Source organism: Acidimicrobiales bacterium (genome assembly GCA_035531755.1).
Lineage (GTDB): Bacteria > Actinomycetota > Acidimicrobiia > Acidimicrobiales > UBA8190 > DATKSK01.
The window spans coordinates 1-16,101 of sequence record DATKSK010000054.1 but is presented as its reverse complement, the minus strand read 5'-3'; the positions used below and the strand labels follow the sequence as shown (position 1 = coordinate 16,101).

At 73.1% G+C, this 16,101-nt stretch carries 10 protein-coding genes; 6 read left to right on the top strand and 4 right to left on the bottom strand.

Annotation, left to right across the window (positions count from 1 at the left end; translation table 11 throughout):
• Positions 1–201: a hypothetical protein gene (locus VMV22_11045; GenBank protein HUY22859.1), complete on the bottom strand. Its 201-nt coding sequence runs from the start codon at positions 199–201 to the stop codon at positions 1–3.
• 216 nt (positions 202–417) lie between these two features.
• On the opposite strand from VMV22_11045, the gene VMV22_11040 reads away from it, so the two are divergent.
• Both VMV22_11040 and VMV22_11035 read left to right on the top strand, forming a co-directional pair.
• Positions 418–1,530: a hypothetical protein gene (locus VMV22_11040; protein HUY22858.1), complete on the top strand. Its 1,113-nt coding sequence runs from the start codon at positions 418–420 to the stop codon at positions 1,528–1,530.
• A gap of 68 nt (positions 1,531–1,598) precedes the next feature.
• Positions 1,599–2,450, top strand: coding sequence for a hypothetical protein (locus tag VMV22_11035; protein ID HUY22857.1), 852 nt, complete (start codon positions 1,599–1,601; stop codon positions 2,448–2,450).
• 109 nt (positions 2,451–2,559) lie between these two features.
• On the opposite strand, the gene VMV22_11030 is transcribed toward VMV22_11035, so the two are convergent.
• Positions 2,560–4,476, bottom strand: coding sequence for a primary-amine oxidase (locus VMV22_11030; GenBank protein HUY22856.1), 1,917 nt, complete (start codon positions 4,474–4,476; stop codon positions 2,560–2,562).
• Between the two features lie 92 nt (positions 4,477–4,568).
• Positions 4,569–5,417: a GNAT family N-acetyltransferase gene (locus tag VMV22_11025; GenBank protein HUY22855.1), complete on the bottom strand. Its 849-nt coding sequence runs from the start codon at positions 5,415–5,417 to the stop codon at positions 4,569–4,571.
• Positions 5,418–5,745: 328 nt separating this feature from the next.
• On the opposite strand from VMV22_11025, the gene VMV22_11020 reads away from it, so the two are divergent.
• The gene (locus tag VMV22_11020; protein ID HUY22854.1) at positions 5,746–7,497 is read left to right on the top strand and encodes a hypothetical protein; all 1,752 of its coding nucleotides are present in this window, start codon (positions 5,746–5,748) and stop codon (positions 7,495–7,497) included.
• 78 nt (positions 7,498–7,575) lie between these two features.
• Here VMV22_11020 and VMV22_11015 read toward each other — a convergent pair whose 3' ends face one another.
• Entirely contained in the window at positions 7,576–11,250 is a 3,675-nt protein-coding gene (locus VMV22_11015) for a BTAD domain-containing putative transcriptional regulator (GenBank protein ID HUY22853.1), read from the bottom strand.
• A 1,204-nt stretch (positions 11,251–12,454) separates the two neighbouring features.
• Here VMV22_11015 and VMV22_11010 point away from each other — a divergent pair.
• The 3 genes from VMV22_11010 to VMV22_11000 all read left to right on the top strand — a co-directional run bounded on the left by VMV22_11010 (position 12,455) and on the right by VMV22_11000 (position 16,061).
• Positions 12,455–13,105 carry a hypothetical protein gene (locus VMV22_11010; protein HUY22852.1) on the top strand — a complete coding sequence of 217 codons (651 nt, stop codon included), beginning with the start codon at positions 12,455–12,457 and terminating at the stop codon, positions 13,103–13,105.
• A 380-nt stretch (positions 13,106–13,485) separates the two neighbouring features.
• Entirely contained in the window at positions 13,486–14,886 is a 1,401-nt protein-coding gene (locus tag VMV22_11005; GenBank protein HUY22851.1) for an OB-fold domain-containing protein, read from the top strand.
• Positions 14,883–16,061, top strand: coding sequence for a thiolase domain-containing protein (locus tag VMV22_11000; GenBank protein HUY22850.1), 1,179 nt, complete (start codon positions 14,883–14,885; stop codon positions 16,059–16,061). Before VMV22_11005 ends, VMV22_11000 begins: the two co-directional genes overlap by 4 nt.
• Positions 16,062–16,101 lie beyond the last annotated feature (40 nt).

The window sequence follows — 16,101 nt, the reverse complement described above, 5'->3', positions numbered from 1 at the left end:
TCACGGGCCGGTCCCGGGCGTGCCGACCGGCGCCGAGCCGGTGACGGGCGAGGCGCCGTCCGGGGGCGGCGGCGGGGCCTGGGCCGCCCGGGCCGCCCGGGCCACGCGGTCGCGCCGTACCGCCCAGCGCACCGACACCACCGACAGGCCCAGGATCAGGGCCACGAAGACCCCGAACACCACGGCGAAGGCGGTGCTCACGCCGGGGCCCCCGGCGTGGCGCCGGTGGCGTCCGCAGGTGCCTCCACGCCGATGACGTCCATGAGGACCCAAGGTTACCGGCGCCCTGTCGGCTCTTCCCAGGGCTCGCGCCCGTTTTTCGCCTCGGGGCGGGTCGAGGACCTGGCCGGCGGGTCCGGGGCCTCGACACACCCGTCGGGCATCCTGGGGCGCGTGCCCCGAGGAGCCCGATCAGCGGTGACGGCGGCGCCGGACGGCGCGTCGCTGCTCCGGCGCCTGCGGGGGGACGCCCAGAAGCGGCCGGTGGTGGACCCCGGGTTGGCCGGCGGGTTGCGTGACTGGCTCGAGGACGGGCTGGCGCAGGCCGTGGGCCGGCTGCCGACCGACCGGGACCCCGTCCGGGTCAGCAAGGAGTCGCTCAACCAGGTGCTGGCGTGCGAGGCCCATCTGGCCGCGAACCGCGCCGCGCCGCGGGTGGTGACCCTCGAGCTCGCACGGGGCAGCCTCGTCGACGCCCTCTTCCGGCAGTGGGTCACGATCGGCGTGATCGACGATCCGTGGGCCGACGCCGTGGCCGCCCTCGGGGTGGACGGCGACGGGGACGGTGTCGTCGCCTTCGTCGACGCCCTGCCCGACGACGGCCGGCGGCGGTTGGTGGCCGAGGTGGCGGCGCAGGCCGCCGGGATCGCCGAGCGGTGGCCGGTCCCGAGCCCCGCCTGGCTGGCGCGGACCCAGGAGCGTCTCGAGGTGCCGTTGTGCGGGGGCCGCGTCGTCCTCGCCGGCGTCGTGGACCTGGTGCTCGGCGGCCCCGCGCACGAGCGGTCGTCGGTGTGCGTCGTCGAGCTCAAGTCCGGTCGCCGGCGTGTCGAGCACCGCGGCGACCTCCACGTCTACGCGCTGTTGGAGACGTTGCGCAGCGGCGCGCCGCCGTTCCGGATCGCCACCTACTACAGCGCCACGGGCGAGCTCGACGTCGAGCCCGTGGGCGAGGACGCCCTCGTCGGCGCGCTGCAGCGCGTCCTGGCGGGCACGGGGCGACTCTGCCGCCTGGCGACCGGCGCCGAGCCGGCGCGCGCACCGAACCCCCTGTGCGCGTGGTGCGTGGGCCTGCCCGGGTGCGCGCCGGGCCAGGAGCGCGCCGGCACGGACGTCCCCCGCACCGCCGCGGCGCGCGCCGACGACGATCCCGACGATCCCGACGATCCCGGCGATCCCGACGCCGACCTCGCCGGCGAGCGCTCGGCCGCCACCACGCCGACGGCCGCCACCACGCCGACGGCCGCCACCACGCCGACGGCCACCACCGCGCCGGGGGATGCCGGAGGGCACCGCCGCCGGGGGCGGCCGTGAGCCGGGCCGCCCCGGCGGCGGCCCCGGCCCCGACCGCGGGCGGGTCGGCGTTGACCGTGCCGCGATCGGTGACGCTGACCGACGCGCTGCTGGCACCGCCGGCGGACGTCATCTCGCCGAGCGAGCTGGTGGGCCTGCGCGACACCCTCGGCCGTGACCTGCAGGCCGTGATCGCCGATCTTCCTGCCGGCGAGCGCCTGCAGATGGACGCCTTCAAGATGCGGGTGGCGCACCGCCACCCCGAACGCTGCATGTCGACCGACGACTCCTTCACGCCCTCGCCGCGCACCTGCCGGCGCGCCGTGGGCATCGCCGCCGTGCACCGGTGCGTCCGCGGCCTGGCGCCGCACCCGGCCGTCGCCGTCGCCGAAGTCCTGGCGGCCGGCGTCGAGGACGCCCGCGGCGCGCCCGGCTCGGACGCCACGGCGGCGCCGTGGTGGGCGTCGTGGTACGCGGGGCTGCCCACCGGCGCCCGGGCTGTCGTGCGCGCCGAGGCCACGGGGTGGGCGACCCAGCTGCTCACCGCCCTCGAGTGGACGCGTATCTCCCGACCTCCGGTGATCGGTGGGCGCGACGACTGGTGGCAGTGTCCCGGCGGCCGCCAGCTCACCCTGAAAGGACGCGCCGACGTGCGTGTCGCCATCGACCGGCGCTCGGCGCTGTTCGTGGTGGGGACGGGGCGGTGCCCGGACGACTGGCGCGTCGAGCTGGGCTATCCCGGGTTGGTCGCCGCCCTGGTCCGCGACGCGCCGGCGTCACCGGGCCGGGTCGTCGGGCTGTGGCCGCAGAGCGGGCAGGTCCGCGACCTCACACTCGACCTCGCCGCGTTGCGGGCCACGGCGACCGCCGTCGTGGCCGCCGTGGCGACGTGGGTCGACGGCCGCATCGAGGCGCGCCGCGCCGGCCAGGGCGTGCCCTGAACAGATCCGGGGCGATGATCCGTCGGTGGGGCCGCTCCGTTCGTGGAGGCCTGGTTCTGCTCACCGCGGGCTGCGCCGCGTGGCTCGAGCCTGCCCGCGCCCCGACGGCTCAGGGCGTGTGGCAGGCGGCGGGCGGCGGCGGCACGTCGAGCGCGGGGTTGCGGTCGAAGAACCCCACGGGGACGAGGTGGAAGCCCGCGTACTCGACCGGCATGACCGGCCAGTCCTCCGGCCGCGGCACGTGCGTGACGCCGAAGGAGTACCAGACGACGATGTCGCGCTCGGTCACGGGCCGGTCCTGCGTCGTCCACTTGGGCAGGCCGTCGCCCCCGGCGTGCTGGTTGGGATAGTCGCCCGCGGCGCGCCGCTCGTCGGGCGCGTAGGGCGTCACCCACAGGTTGCGGGTGGCGAACCCGGCGCGTCGGGCCACGCTCGAGCCCGCGTCCGCCAGCAAGGTGGGGGTGGGCCCGGGGAGGAGCTTGTAGGCGACGGGGATGCCCAACCGGTTCTCGGACTGCGGGTTCACGATCTTCCAGTAGCGGCTGGCGGCCGGCTCCACGACGCGTTGGGCCGCGGCCTCGGTGGCGAGCAGGGTCGCCACCGGCGCGAAGGCGTTCGCCCAGGGGTTCTCCGGTCCCGGCGGCACGGGGCGCGAGTCCACCTCGTAGACCGAGTTGGTGGCGCCGTCGACGTCAACGTCGAGCCGGACGTTGAACAGGTGCTGGTGGTACGGGGCGGCGAGCTGCGGCGCCACCATCGAGGCGAACGGGGGGTGGGCGCCCGGCACCACGGCCATGGTCGACAGGATGCCCGTCAGCTTCACCTCGAACTGGATCGTCCCGTCGAGGTAGAAGTACCAGAAGAAGCCGTAGTCGTAGTTGCCCACGGTGGCGATGGAGCTCACCACCAGCCGGCGCGACCGCCGCACCTCGGTCCGGCCCGAGCGCGGGTCGTTGTGCTTCCAGAGGATGCCGTAGTCCTCCTCGTGCATGCAGACGGCGTTCTTCACGACATAGGGCGTGCCCCGCTCGGTGGCGAAGACGGCGTCGAAGTAGTGGATGACCCCCAGGCAGTCGCACCCCAGGGTGAGGGAGTTCACCATCCGCCCGAGGCCCCACTCGCCGGCGTCGAAGGCGTTCTTCCATCCGTGCATGGGGCCGGGGTCGCCGTAGGGCACGACCATCTCGCTCACCGAGGCCCGGAACAGGATCGACCGGACCCGCCCGTCGTCCTCGTAGCCCACCTGGTGCAGCACGAGGCCCTCCACGGCGTCCATCGACACCCGGAGGGACCACTTCTGCCACCGGACGAGGTCGCCTTCCACCGTGAAGCTCGGGCCCTCGGGCTGCGTGATCTCGATGGGCTTGAGGTCGGCGCGTAGGGGGCCCACCGACTCGGGGTAGTAGCTGCCGCTCTCGGCGGGGATGGGCACCACCCCGGTGTCGACCACCTCGAGCACCTCGCCGCGAGCCATGTCGACGAAGCCGATCACGCCCTCGACGGGGTGGGCGTACCCGTTGTCGTCCGGGGTCTCGCGGACGTAGGCGAGGCAGCGGCAGATCCGCCGCCCCTCTTCGTGCGCCACGCCGAACGACCCCGCCGGCCACGGGTCGATCTGCACCGTGCTCATGTCCTCGATGCCCCGGCGGCGCATGGCGGCCTGCCAATCGGGGTGCCCGTGCAGCGCCACGATGGCCGCGAACGACTCCTCGAACAACAGTGCGGGGCGCACCCCGGGGACCTCGGTCACCGACAGCGAGCCGGTGGCGAGCGCAGCGACCACCTCGACCACGTTCGCCTCGGGCCCCGTCACGACCATGAGCCGCACCCGGCGGTCGACCGGCTGTGCCGGAGACCAGGAGCGCACCTCGTCCTTCGTCGGCGGGGCCAGGCCCACGTACGCGAACCGCGCCGTGTCGCCGAAGCCGGCGTGCCCCCTCACCAGGGCCACGGCGGCGTCGATCTCGGCGGCGGTCAGGGGCGCGAGCGGGTGCTCCGTTGCCGTCGACGACACTGCGTCCGCCACCAACCCCCCTCGTCACCCGATGCCGGCGTGGTGGCCGGTGCCCCGGCGAGCCCGCCGCCGTCACGGTAGGGGGAGCCTGCGGCGACGGGCAACTACGCCCCCTGTCGACCGAGGGCGCGCCGGTGGACGAAGAAGACCCTGCTCACCCTGGCCCCCACCCGGACGTAGGGCCGGAGCGGGCCCACCCAGGCCACCTCGGCCCGCGAGCGCCCCGACCGGCGCATGCGGTGCAGGGCGCCGACGATCAGGGGCCGGCCCACGCCCTTCCCCCACAGGTCGCCCCGGACGGCGACCGGCCCGAGGAGTCCGCCGCGGTTGACGTCATAGGCGCAGAACGCGGCGATGCCGAGGTCGTCGCGGCTGATGACGAGCGTCGACCGCTCGAGTGCCCGCAGAGCCTCGGCCTTCCAGCTCGGCCAGTGTTCCTCCAACCACGCCCCCACCTCGGCCCGCTCGCCCGCGCCCGCCAGCACGTGGCCACCCGGGTCGGGCGGGAGCGACCGCAGGTCCACCTCCATGTTGACGATCGAGTCGACACGCTGGTAGCCGTGGCGCTCGAGCAGGCACAGCAGCGCCGTCTGCGACGTCTCGACCCCCGGGTACAGGTAGTAGGGAGGGTCGGCCCCCACCTGCACCGAGGTGGCACCCAGCGCGGCCAGGTCGGCTTCCGCCGCCCGCAGCAGGGCCGTCCCGTGCCCCCGACCCCGGGCCGCCGGGTCGACCCCGAGGAGCCGGATGTAGCCCTGGGAACCTGCCGGCACGGCGGCCACGATCCCGATGTCGGGGTCGCCGCGCACCACCACCGGTTGGTCGGGGCTGTAGAGGCCGGCGAGCACCTCGTCGGCCGTCGGCGGGTCGTCGAGGCAGCGCCGGCACAGCTCGACCACCGCGTCGGCCCGGTCGGCGTCGAGCCGCTCGAACGGGGACTCTGGGCTCGTCATCGGCGGCTCGGTCTCGGAGGGCGAGGGGTCGGGGCAGGCGTGGGCGGCGACGGCCCAGGCTAGGTCGGGCGGCCGACCGAGGGTCCGGTCACCGGGGTGCCCCGCCGGCCCGCCTGCCCGGTGGCGCCCGGCGGCCCGCGTGAGCGGCCTGTGAGCCGGGTGCAAGTGCCGCCCGGACACTGGAACGACCAGGAGCGTGCCGGGGCACGAGCCGCGCGAGGAGGCGTGTGGACGGGTTCGACGTCGTTGTCCGTCGGCGTGGGCGCCGGCACCGGCGGCGACGTGGCCGCGGATTCACGGACACGGTGATCGACGACCGGGAGGAACGGTGACACCGACGAGCATTCCGGCGCTGCGGTTCAACGAGCGCATGTCCGGTTACCTCGCCAGCACGGACGGGGGCGACTTGGACTACGAGGCCGCCTACGAAGCCGGACGCGCCCGGGGGACGTCGATCCAATTCGAGACCACGATCACGCACGAGGACCTCCCGGCGCTGCTCCGCGACGCCGCCTCCCCGGCGACACTCACGGGCACGGTCCTGGCCCCGATGCTGTGCCCCACCCCGATGGACGTCGTCGAGGGCTCGTTCATCCTGTTGGAGCCGCACCCCGACGCGGTCGAGACCGACTGGATGCGCTACCGGATGACGCTGCGCTCGCGCACCGAGCAGCCGCAGGCGTTCCTCCTCGAGGGCCACAAGGTCATCCGGCCCGGATCGATCCTCTCGGCGTGGAAGCACACCACCACGCTCTACGTCACCGTCTACGCGGGCGACGCTCCCGACGAGGGGGCGATGCGGGCCATCGGCGTCATGCACATCGGGCTCACCGACGTGCACCACCTCCTCGCCCATGCCGAGGTCCTGAACGTCGACCGCGCCGCGCGCGAGCGCCTTCTCGTCCAGTTCGTGGTGTTGTTCGCCCGCTCGATCCTCCCCTTCTACGGGGGCGCCCTGAACGAGCTCGGCCGGTTCCCGGCGTCGCCGGGGTCCCCCGCGCCGCGTCCCCGGCCGCGCCGGCGCTCCGGCGACGACGAGACCGTCCTGCTGTGCGACCGCGCCGGACGGTGGCACGAGTCCGAAGACCTCCCCGATGCCTGCTCGCGCCTGATCCGGTACCGGGGAGGGGACAAGGGCCCGGTGATGCTGGCCTCGGGCTTCGCCATGTCGGCGACGTCGTTGCTCACCCCCATGATCCACACCAACCTGGTGGAGGTCCTCCTCGACGGCGGGTACGACGTGTGGCTGTTCGACTACCGGGCCGGGATCGACCTGCCGTCGGCCGAGACCCAGTTCACCGTGGACGACATCGCCTTCACCGACTGGCCCCGGGCGGTGGACGAGGTCATCCGGGTCACGGGGCGCCCGACCGTGCAGGTGTTCGGCCACTGCGTCGGGTCCGTGTCGCTGCTGATGGCCCTCCTCGACGGCGAGAACGGCATGGCGGGGAAGGTCCGCTCCGCCGTGTGCTCCCAGTTCTCCCTCCACCCCGTCACGTCGACGCTCAAGGTGCTCGAAGCGGACGTGCACGTCGGCAACCTGCTCGAGGCCGTGAACCAGCAGCTGCTCCACCCCGACACCGAGCGCACGGTCGGGAACGTCGTGCTCGACCTGGCGCTGCACACCGTGCCCCTGCCGCGCGGTGAGGCGTGCGAGCTGCCGGTGTGCCGGTGGATCAACGCCATCTTCGGGTTGACGCATCGGCATGCGCAGCTCGACGACCCGACCCACAAGGCGCTCCCGGAGATGTTCGGCGTCGCCAACATCCGCTGCCTCGAGCACCTTGGGCTGATGATGCAGCGGGGGAGGGCGGTCGACGCCCACGGCCGCGACCGGTACCTCCAGCGACCGGAGCTGCTCCGTGACGTCCCGATCCATTTCGTGGCAGGGGCGAAGAACTACGTGTTCCACCCGGAGGGCACCGAGCGGACGTTGCACTGGCTCACCGAGCACAACGGGCCTGACAACTACTCGCTCACGATCCTGCCGGAGTACGCGCACCTCGACGCGCTGGTGGGCCGCGACGTCGCCCACGACGTCTTCCCCGACATCATCGAGCACCTCGACCGCTACCAGTAGCCGCCGCCCCCGGCGCCCGTCGGGGAGCGCCGATCGGAGGAAGGCCCTGTCACGGTGACGGTCGCCGTGACGCCACGCTCAGGATCCCGGCGGCGAGAAGCGCGGCGCGATCCCCAACGCCGCCGCCGTCGTGCCCGCCTCGTCCTCGAGCTGTCGGGCGCGCGCCACGCTGTGCGCCGAGCCGTCGCGCCGCAGGGCGGTGGCGAGCAGGCCCTGGGTCAGGCAGGCGAAGGGCCGGGCCCGCATCGACTGGTGGCGGGCCAGGGCCGCTTCGAGGTGTGCGACGGCGGCAACGTTGCGGCCGAGCAGCAGCGACAGGGCGCCGAGGTGCATGGAAGCGGCGCCGAGGAAGGTGGCCTGCCCTCCCCGGCAGTTGTGGTCGGCGTAGGGCTCGATGATGTCGGAGACGACGGCCGCCCACTGCCGGTCGCCGAGGTTCCACGCCGTCTGCGCGAGCGCCACCACGAGGAACCACCAATGGAAATTGTGGTCGCTGTCGGTGACCTCGGCGGGGTCGAGGCTCGCCAGGGTCGCCCCGGCCTGGTCGCCATGGCCGATCTCGCTCGCCACCCACGCCACGAGCGCGGACTCGCCCAGCGAGGCGCGACCCGTCTTGCCCAATTCCAGCAGGGGGCGCAATTCCTCCATCCGCCCCTGGAGCCAGCGCCAGGGCAGCGAGAGGCCCACGTACAGCGCGTACAGCTGCGGATGCTCGGTCCGTTCCAGGATGGCAGCGGCTTGCGCCGCGCTCTGCTCGGCGTCGGCGTACCGGCCCTCGATGCCCGCCACCAGGCTGTCCCACATGCAGCCGAGGCGCAGGTACTCGGGCTGCTGCATCTGGGCGGCGATCGCCCCCAGGTCCGCAGCGACGCGTCTGGACCTCTCGAAGTCGCCGAGCTCGAACCGGGAGTGCAGCTCGCACTTCAGCCCGTGCAGCACGGTCTCGCGGTCGCCGGTCTGCTCGCCCAGGCGGCGGATCTCCATGGCCACGGCGACCTGTTGCTCCGGGTCGTCGGGACCGTCGAGCGCCCAGTAGCGGTACCCGAGCACGGCGGCCAGCGTCGACGGCTGGTCGAGGTGGCGGGCGATGGCCACCGCCTCGTCGACCAGGGCCTCCCGTTCCGCCCGAGGGCGGTCGAAGTGGCCCCACTGGGCGAGCCGGCCGAGTACCAGGGCCCGGGCGCGCCCGTCCTCGGGCGAGAGCGCGGGGAGCGCCGACTCCAAAAGGGCGCGCGCCTGCGGGTTCGGCTCGGACCCCGCGGGCAGGACCCCGCCGTAGCCCAGGGCAGCTTCGGCGAGCAGGTCGGCGCGCCCACAGCGGTCGGCGACGTCGAAGGCCTCGAGGAACCGGGCATTGGCGTCGCTCGTCCGTCCCGCCTTCATGCAGGCCCTGCCGATGGCCAGGAGGAGGTGGCAGCGCTCCAGCTCGTCGGAGGGGCGGTAGACCGACACGATCTCGAGTGCCCGGGCGAGATGGTCGGCGGCCGCCTCGTAGGCCACCTGCTGCAGCGCGTAGTCGGCTGCGAGCCGGAGATAGCGCAGCGCGTCGTTGACGCCACCGGCTCCGGCGCCGAGGTAGAAGTGGCGGGCGAGCTCGGCGGCGTGACGGCCGGAGTCCACGCCGTAGCGGGCCTCGAGCGCGGCGCCCAGCTGCCGGTGCAGGCGCGCCCTGCGACTGAGGCCCAGCTCGTCGTAGAGCGCCTGGCGGACCACCGCGTGCGCGAAACGATGCGTGTCGAAGTCCCGTGAGCTCTCGCTCACGACGCCGGCCTGTCGCGCTTCGTCGAGCGCGGCCAGCAAGGTCGCCTCGTCGCAGTCGATGGCCTGGCCCACCGTGGCGATGTCGAACTCCTCTCCCATCGCCGAGGCGGCGGACAGGACGCGCATGCACACGCCCGACAGCTGGCGCAGGCGCCAGTGCACGACGTCGCGCAGCCGGTCGGGCAGCAGGAGCTCGTCGGCGTTGGCCACCGTCCACGCCTCGAGCGAGCGTCCCGCCTCGTTGAGGTCCCGGACGACCTCCTGCAGGAAGAACGGGTTCCCACCGGTGTGGCGCTGCAGATTGGCCGCCCCCACCGCCTCGGGGTCGGTGAGCGAGCGCCCGATGGCCGCCTCCACCAGCTCCTGGGTCTCGGCTGCCGACAGCCCGCCCAGAGCGACGCGCTCGACCGACGCCGTGCGGCGGATGCCCGCCAGGGACTCGGAGAACCATCCCGCCACCTTGGCGTCGGTCTGGCGGTAGGTGGCCACGATCAGCACCGGGGACGGCGACGTCGACCGCAGGAGGTACTCCAGCAGCAGGAGCGAGGGTCTGTCCGCCCAGTGTAGGTCGTCGAGCACGAGCACCAGCCGGCGACGAGCGGCGATGGCGTCGATCCACCGGCTGACGGCATCGAACGCCTGGTAGCGCTCGCCCTCGCCCTCGCCCTCGCCCTCGCCCTCGCGTTCGCCCTCGCGTTCGCCCTTGCTTTCGCCCTGGCCGTCGCTCTCGCCCTCCGGCCCGCCGTCGACGAGGAGCCCGCCGGCGCCGTGGTTCTCGACCAGCTCGGGCACGATGCGGCCGAGGACCGGGGTCAGGGGCCCGACGTCGGCGCGGACGAGCGATGCGGGCGCACGGCGCGCATAGCGACCCAGCGCCTCGCGGAACGCCTGGTACGGGCACAGCGGCTCCTCGTCCCAGCGGCCGTGCAGAACGAGGTCGCCGTCGGCGTCGAACTCGCGTGCGAACTCCGCGGTGAGGCGGGTCTTGCCGATGCCGGGCTCCCCGGTCACCAAGAGGAGCAGTTGCTCCCCCGCGACCGCTCGCAGTCGGGCCGATCGCGCCACGTCGAGCTCGGCGAGACGCCCGACGAAGCCCACCGCGCCCGCCGGTGCCAGCCACGAGAGATCCGAGAACTCGGCACCGGACGGCGCCGCCCGCCGGCGTCCATCGATCGGCTCGTCGTCGGGCGCCGGCACCGCCGCGCCGGTCGCCGCCGGGAGGGACGCCGGCGCCGCCGGCGCCAGGGCCAGGCAGGGGTCCTGGCGCAGGATCGACTGTTCGAGCTCGGCCACCGCCGGTCCGGGGTCGATGCCGAGCTCGTCGCGCAGCACGCCGCGCAGGCGGGCGAAGCACCGCAGTGCCCCGGCTTGTGAGCCCGAGCGGTACAGGGCGAGCATGAGCTGCCCCCAGAATCGCTCCTCGAAGGGGTGCTCGGCCACCAGTGTCTCGAGCTCGGCGATCACGTCGCCGTGCCGGCCGGCGGCGAGGTCGGCGGCGATCCGGTCGCCCAGGGCGGCCAGCCGGGCAGCGTTCAGGCGCGTGGCCTGCGTGCCGACGAACGGGAGCGACTCCAGGCCGGACAGCGGTGGCCCTCTCCACAGGTCGAGCGCGGCGCGCAGCAGTCCCGGTGCGTCACGGGGGCTGTCGGACGCCGAGGTGGCGCGCGCCCGCGCCACGAGCCGGTGGAAGGCGGTCACGTCGACCTGCACCGCCTCGGCGTCGAGCGAGTACCCGTTGGCGACGCGGACGATGCACCGGCCCTCCGGTCCGAGCGTCCGCCGCAGGCGGTAGACGAGCCCCTGCAGGCTGGCGACCCCGTCCCTCGGCGCGTGATCGCCCCAGAGGTCGTCCACCAGCCTGCTGGTGGACACCGGCTGGCCGGGCTCGAGCGCCAATCTGGCCAGGAGGGCCCGTTCGAGGGTGCGGGAGAGCGCGACCTTGTCCCCGTCGACCTCGACTTCCACAGGACCGAGCAAGCGGACGGCGATCACTGTGGTGGCCCCCCTTCACCCCCGGCACAGAGATTGTACGCGTCACCTCGGCCGCGATCTCGGGGACCGAACACGCATCGCGGGAAAGAGCTCACATTCGGTGGTGGCCAGGGTCCGCACCGGCGATCCTGTGAGCCGCGTGTCGGTGGGATGTGAGCGGCGCGCCCCACTCTGGTCGCGAGCCAGCGGGACAGCGGCACATGCCCCCCACGTGCTGAACCTGCGAACTCGGACGGGGCGGGCCGGTGGGGTGCGCGATGCCGCCCTACCGGCTGCGGCCCCGTCCCGCGGCCAGGCCCACCCGGATCAGCCGGGGGAGCAGCGCCCGCGTTCCACGACGACGGCCGCCACGGCCAGGGAGAATTCCGTCCAGGGCGCGCCCCGACATGTCGAGCACCGACGCCAACCTGGCGTGAAGGGGGTTCGGGTCGCCGTCACGGGTGGGCGAGCCGCACCCGGTGGTCGCCGGCACGCCCGGCCTGGTCGTCGAGGCGGAGCGATGCGACGTTCCCGTGCTCGGCGACGAGGACGGCGGTCGCCCCCTGGACCGGTACGACGCGCCGGACAGCGGTGGATCACTCCCGAAGGCGAAGCCCGCGCCGCGCTCGAGCACCATGGCGGAGACGGTCTCCCGGGCCGGTGCAGCCCGAGGATCACGCCGTCGAGCACGAGTGACGGGCATGTCGTGCCGGTGTTCGTCGTCGACGTGGCCCTTCTCGCGCCGGCGTACGAGCCCGTCGAGCACCGGGCCGGTCGTGCTCGCGTCGACTTGCGTCGCGCCGGGGGGTACGTGGCCGAGGACTGGTCTGCGCGCCGAGGTGCAGATCCGCGCGGCACAGCCGGCGGAATCGCGCATCGCGGCTCGCCTCCTCGTGGCGGCCCCTGTTGTTGTGTCGGCGTTGTGATTCGACACAGGTGGGCGGATCGGACGCGCGGTACCGGGCACACCCCACGACCATTGGCCTCCGTCACCAGCGCGTTCGTCGCCCGTGGCCCCGAAGCGCCCGTGTGTCTGGGAATTGCGTAAGAACCGGTACCCGTGACGCGGCCTGGCTGGGCGCCCCCAGTATGCGCCGATGACGCCATGCGCGATGAAACGAAGGAGCAAGGATGCTAAGGTCCCGCTGGGGCATGTGGCCGATCTCTGTACGTTTCTGTACGGATCGACTGTTGGTGAATCGCGCCCCTCCTTCGAGGAGGTTCTGTGGCACGAGATCAGAGCGTTCGTAATCGGGTTCTCGCATATCTTGCAGAGCAGGGACCGATCGAAGACGCAAGCGGCAAGGCGACCTCGGCGCTGAAGCAGGCGATCGGGTACGAGGGAACCGACGCCGGGTTCACCCAGGTCGTCGCCGCCATGGCCAAGGGCGGCCTGCTCGACCGGGAGATCAAGGGAAAGCGGACATACCGGATCTCGCGCAGTGGGGGCGGTGGGGCCCAGGCGGCGGTCGTGTCGTCGGTTGAGGTGGCCGAGGGCGCGATGGACTACGACGAGCTCGCGGCCGCGCTGCTCGCGCGTGTCGCCCGGGTCGCCGCCGCGCCGGCCGAGGGGGCCGACTCGACGTCGTGGGCACGCCGGCGACTCGAGCAGCTCGAGGCGCGCAATGCGGTGTTGCAGCGCGACGTGGCCCGAGCGAACGCGGAGACCGAATCGGTGGTCGCAGAGCGCGACGCGTTCCGGGATCAGCTCGAGGCCGCACAGCACAACCTCGAGCTCCTGACCGACCGGCTCAAGGAGCCTCCGCGTGGGCAGGGCAGGGCCGCCGAGCGCCTCGGGCCGGACGAGCAGACTCTGTTGCACCAACTGCGTCACCGCCGGCCCCCGAGGACAAGGTCGCCCGAGCGAGCCAGTTGACTGCAGGCCCATCTCGTGCGACGAGGTGGGCTGTGAAGGTGTCTGTTCAGGCCACCGAGCGTCAGCGCTCCAAGGGATCAGCGCTGTTGTCCTGCCGGGCGATTGCCCACGGTTCAGGTCGCTCGCCGAGGATCTCCAAGAGCTGTCCGACCCTCGACCTGCCGCGGACGTACCTCGTGAGCACGGATATCGACGCCCGTCCACGGTGAGATTGCACGGTCGGCGCGGTCAACGAGTCGGCGCGGTCAAAGTGATTGTCCGAGATATCACTCACGGCCCCAGGCGAGGTCACGGGACCCGTGGGCAGAGGGGGACCGGATATGGACGATCACGTGCTGCTGCGTTACGCGTGAATATCGTGCATAGATAGAATCAGCTTCATGGTCTCGCCCGTCAGTATCAAGGCCGTCAGTATCATGGCCGTCGGTGCTGCTGCACCCTCGCTGCGGCTGCCTGCCGCCGAGGTGGCGGCCGCGTGGGGCACGAGCGGCGGCAAGGGTCAGGCCGCGGTGTGCGCGGCCGACGAAGACGCGCTGACGCTGTCGTGGCTCGCTGCCGTGCGGGCGCTCGCCACGGCGGCGTGCTCGCCCGGCGACGTCGACGGCATCTGGTGGGGCACGAGCCGGCCGCCGTTCGCCGAGGGCCCGAGCCTCGCGCTCCTCAGCGCAGCGCTGCGGCTGCGGACCGAGGTCGGCGGTGCGCTGCTGAGCGGCTCGGCCCACGCCGGCATGGAGGCCCTCGTCGCCGCGTGGGACGCCATCGCTGCCGGAAGCGCGGCGACAGCCTTGGTCGTTGCCGGCGATGCGGTCGTCCCGGGCGGGGGCACGGGTTGGGAGCCGCGGGTGGCGGCAGGGGCGGTAGCGCTGGTGCTCGCCGCCGGCTCCGGTCCGGCTTCGCTCGTGTCGAGGACTCAGCGCACGCGTCCGGTGCTCGACCGTTACCGGGGCGACGGCGAGGGCACGACGCGTGATCTCTACGACGGGCGGCTGTTCCGCGAAGAGGTGTTCCTTCCGATGCTCACCGAGGTCGGCCGGGCCGTGGGAGAGGCCGACGCCTGGTCGCTGCCCGACCCCGACGGCCGGATGGGTGCTGCGCTCGCCCGCAAACTCGGTGCGGACGCCTCCGCGTCGGCGGCTGCGTACGCCGAGCTGGGTGACACCGGCGCGGCGGCGCCGCTGCTGGGCCTGCGCGTCGCCTTGCGCTCGTCGGGGCGCGCCGCAGTCGTCGGTTACGGCGGGGGCCGGGCGACCGGCGTCGCGCTCCAGGTCGACGCCCCGGTCCCCGGCGCGGACGACGCGTTCGACGACGGCGCCGTCGTCACGTACGCCGAAGTGCTGCGCGCTCGTGGTCAGCTGGTACCGTCCGGAGAGCCGATCCCCATGGGCGTGCCACCGGGCGGAGCCGGGCACGTGCGAGGTGGTGTGGAGCTGCTGGCGCTCCAGGGCGGCCACTGTGTGGAGTGCGGCGCGATCAACGTGCCGCCGTCGGTGCACCCGGCGTGCATCCGGTGTGGTGCGAACAAGTTCGAGGTGCGAGACCTCGAACGGACCGGCACCGTCCACACGTTCATCGTGAACCACTCCATGCCAGCGCCGTTCGTCGCACCGCTCCCGCTGGCCGTCGTCGACCTCGACGACGGTGCCCGCGTGCAGCTGCAGGGGATGCCCCAGGACGCCGCGCAGCTCCGCATCGGTGATCGGGTGGAGCTCCTGCTCCGTCGCTACGCGGTCGAGCGGGGCGTGCCCGTGTACGGCTACAAGGTACGGAGGGTCGCATCATGAGCTGGAACCGTGTCGCCGTCGTCGGCGCCGGCCTCATCAAGTTCGGTGAGCTGTTCGAGCAGAGCTATGAGCAGATGGCGGCGGGGGCATTCGAGGCGGCGCTCGCCAACGTCGACAAGGGTATGTCGCGCGACGCGGTCGACTTCGCTGTCGTCGCCACCCAGCGGGGCAGCCTGTGGGGACAGGAGAGCATCTCCGGCAACACCGTGCCGAGCGCGCTCGGGCTGAACGGCATCGCGTGCACCCGGGTCGAGAACGCCTGCCCGAGCGGGAGCGACGCCTTCCGCATGGGCGCCATGGCCGTGGCCAGCGGCGTCCACGACTGCGTGCTCGTCATCGGCGTCGAGAAGATGCGCGACAAGTCGTCCGACGAAGGCCTCCTCGCGCGCGCCGCCGCCGGGCACCCGATCTACACGCGGGGCGAATCCGCCCCGGCGCTGTTCGCACCGTTCGCCACCCGGCACATGTACGAGTTCGGCACCACTCGGGAGATGCTGGCGAGCGTCGCGGTGAAGAACCACCACAATGGTGCGCTCGATCCGTATGCCCACTTCCAGAACGAGGTGACGGTGGACGACGTCCTCAACGGCCCGCCGGTCTGCCACCCGTTGCACCTGCTCGACTGCTGCCCACAGACCGACGGTGCCGCCGCCGCGCTCCTCGTCCCCGCCGAGCGCGCCGCGGAGTTCACCGACAAGCCGGTGTACGTGGCGGGTTTCGGTTTGGCGACCGACCACCCGTGGATGCACGAGAAGTCCTCCTATGTCGGGATCAAGGCCACCACGCTCGCCGCGGAACGTGCCTACCGGATGGCCGGGCTGACCCAGGCCGAGATCGACATGGCCGAGGTCCACGACTGCTTCACGATCACCGAGATCCTCGACATCGAAGACCTCGGCTTCGTCGACAAGGGCAAGGGCGGTATCGCGTCGATCGAGGGTGACACGGCGCTCGGTGGGCGGATCCCGGTCAACACCAGCGGCGGCCTTCTCGCCAAAGGCCACCCGATCGGTGCCACCGGCGTCGCCCAGCTCACCGAGTGCTGGTGGCAACTGCGGGGCCAAGCCGAAGAGCGCCAGGTCGAGATCCGCCACGGCAACGTCCTGCAGCACAACGTCGGTGGACGCGGGTCGGGCGTGGCGGTCGTGAACATCCTCACCACGAACACCGATTGACGATCGAAGGCTTCGGCGCGGCAAGGGGAGGCTCGGCGAT

What these genes read in the sequence shown, in the direction of transcription:
- VMV22_11025 (HUY22855.1), bottom strand. Translation starts at nt 5,417, where the DNA reads ATGACGAGCCCAGAGTCCCCGTTCGAGCGGCTCGACGCCGACCGGGCC.
- VMV22_11005 (HUY22851.1), top strand. Translation starts at nt 13,486, where the DNA reads ATGGTCTCGCCCGTCAGTATCAAGGCCGTCAGTATCATGGCCGTCGGT.
- VMV22_11000 (HUY22850.1), top strand. Translation starts at nt 14,883, where the DNA reads ATGAGCTGGAACCGTGTCGCCGTCGTCGGCGCCGGCCTCATCAAGTTC.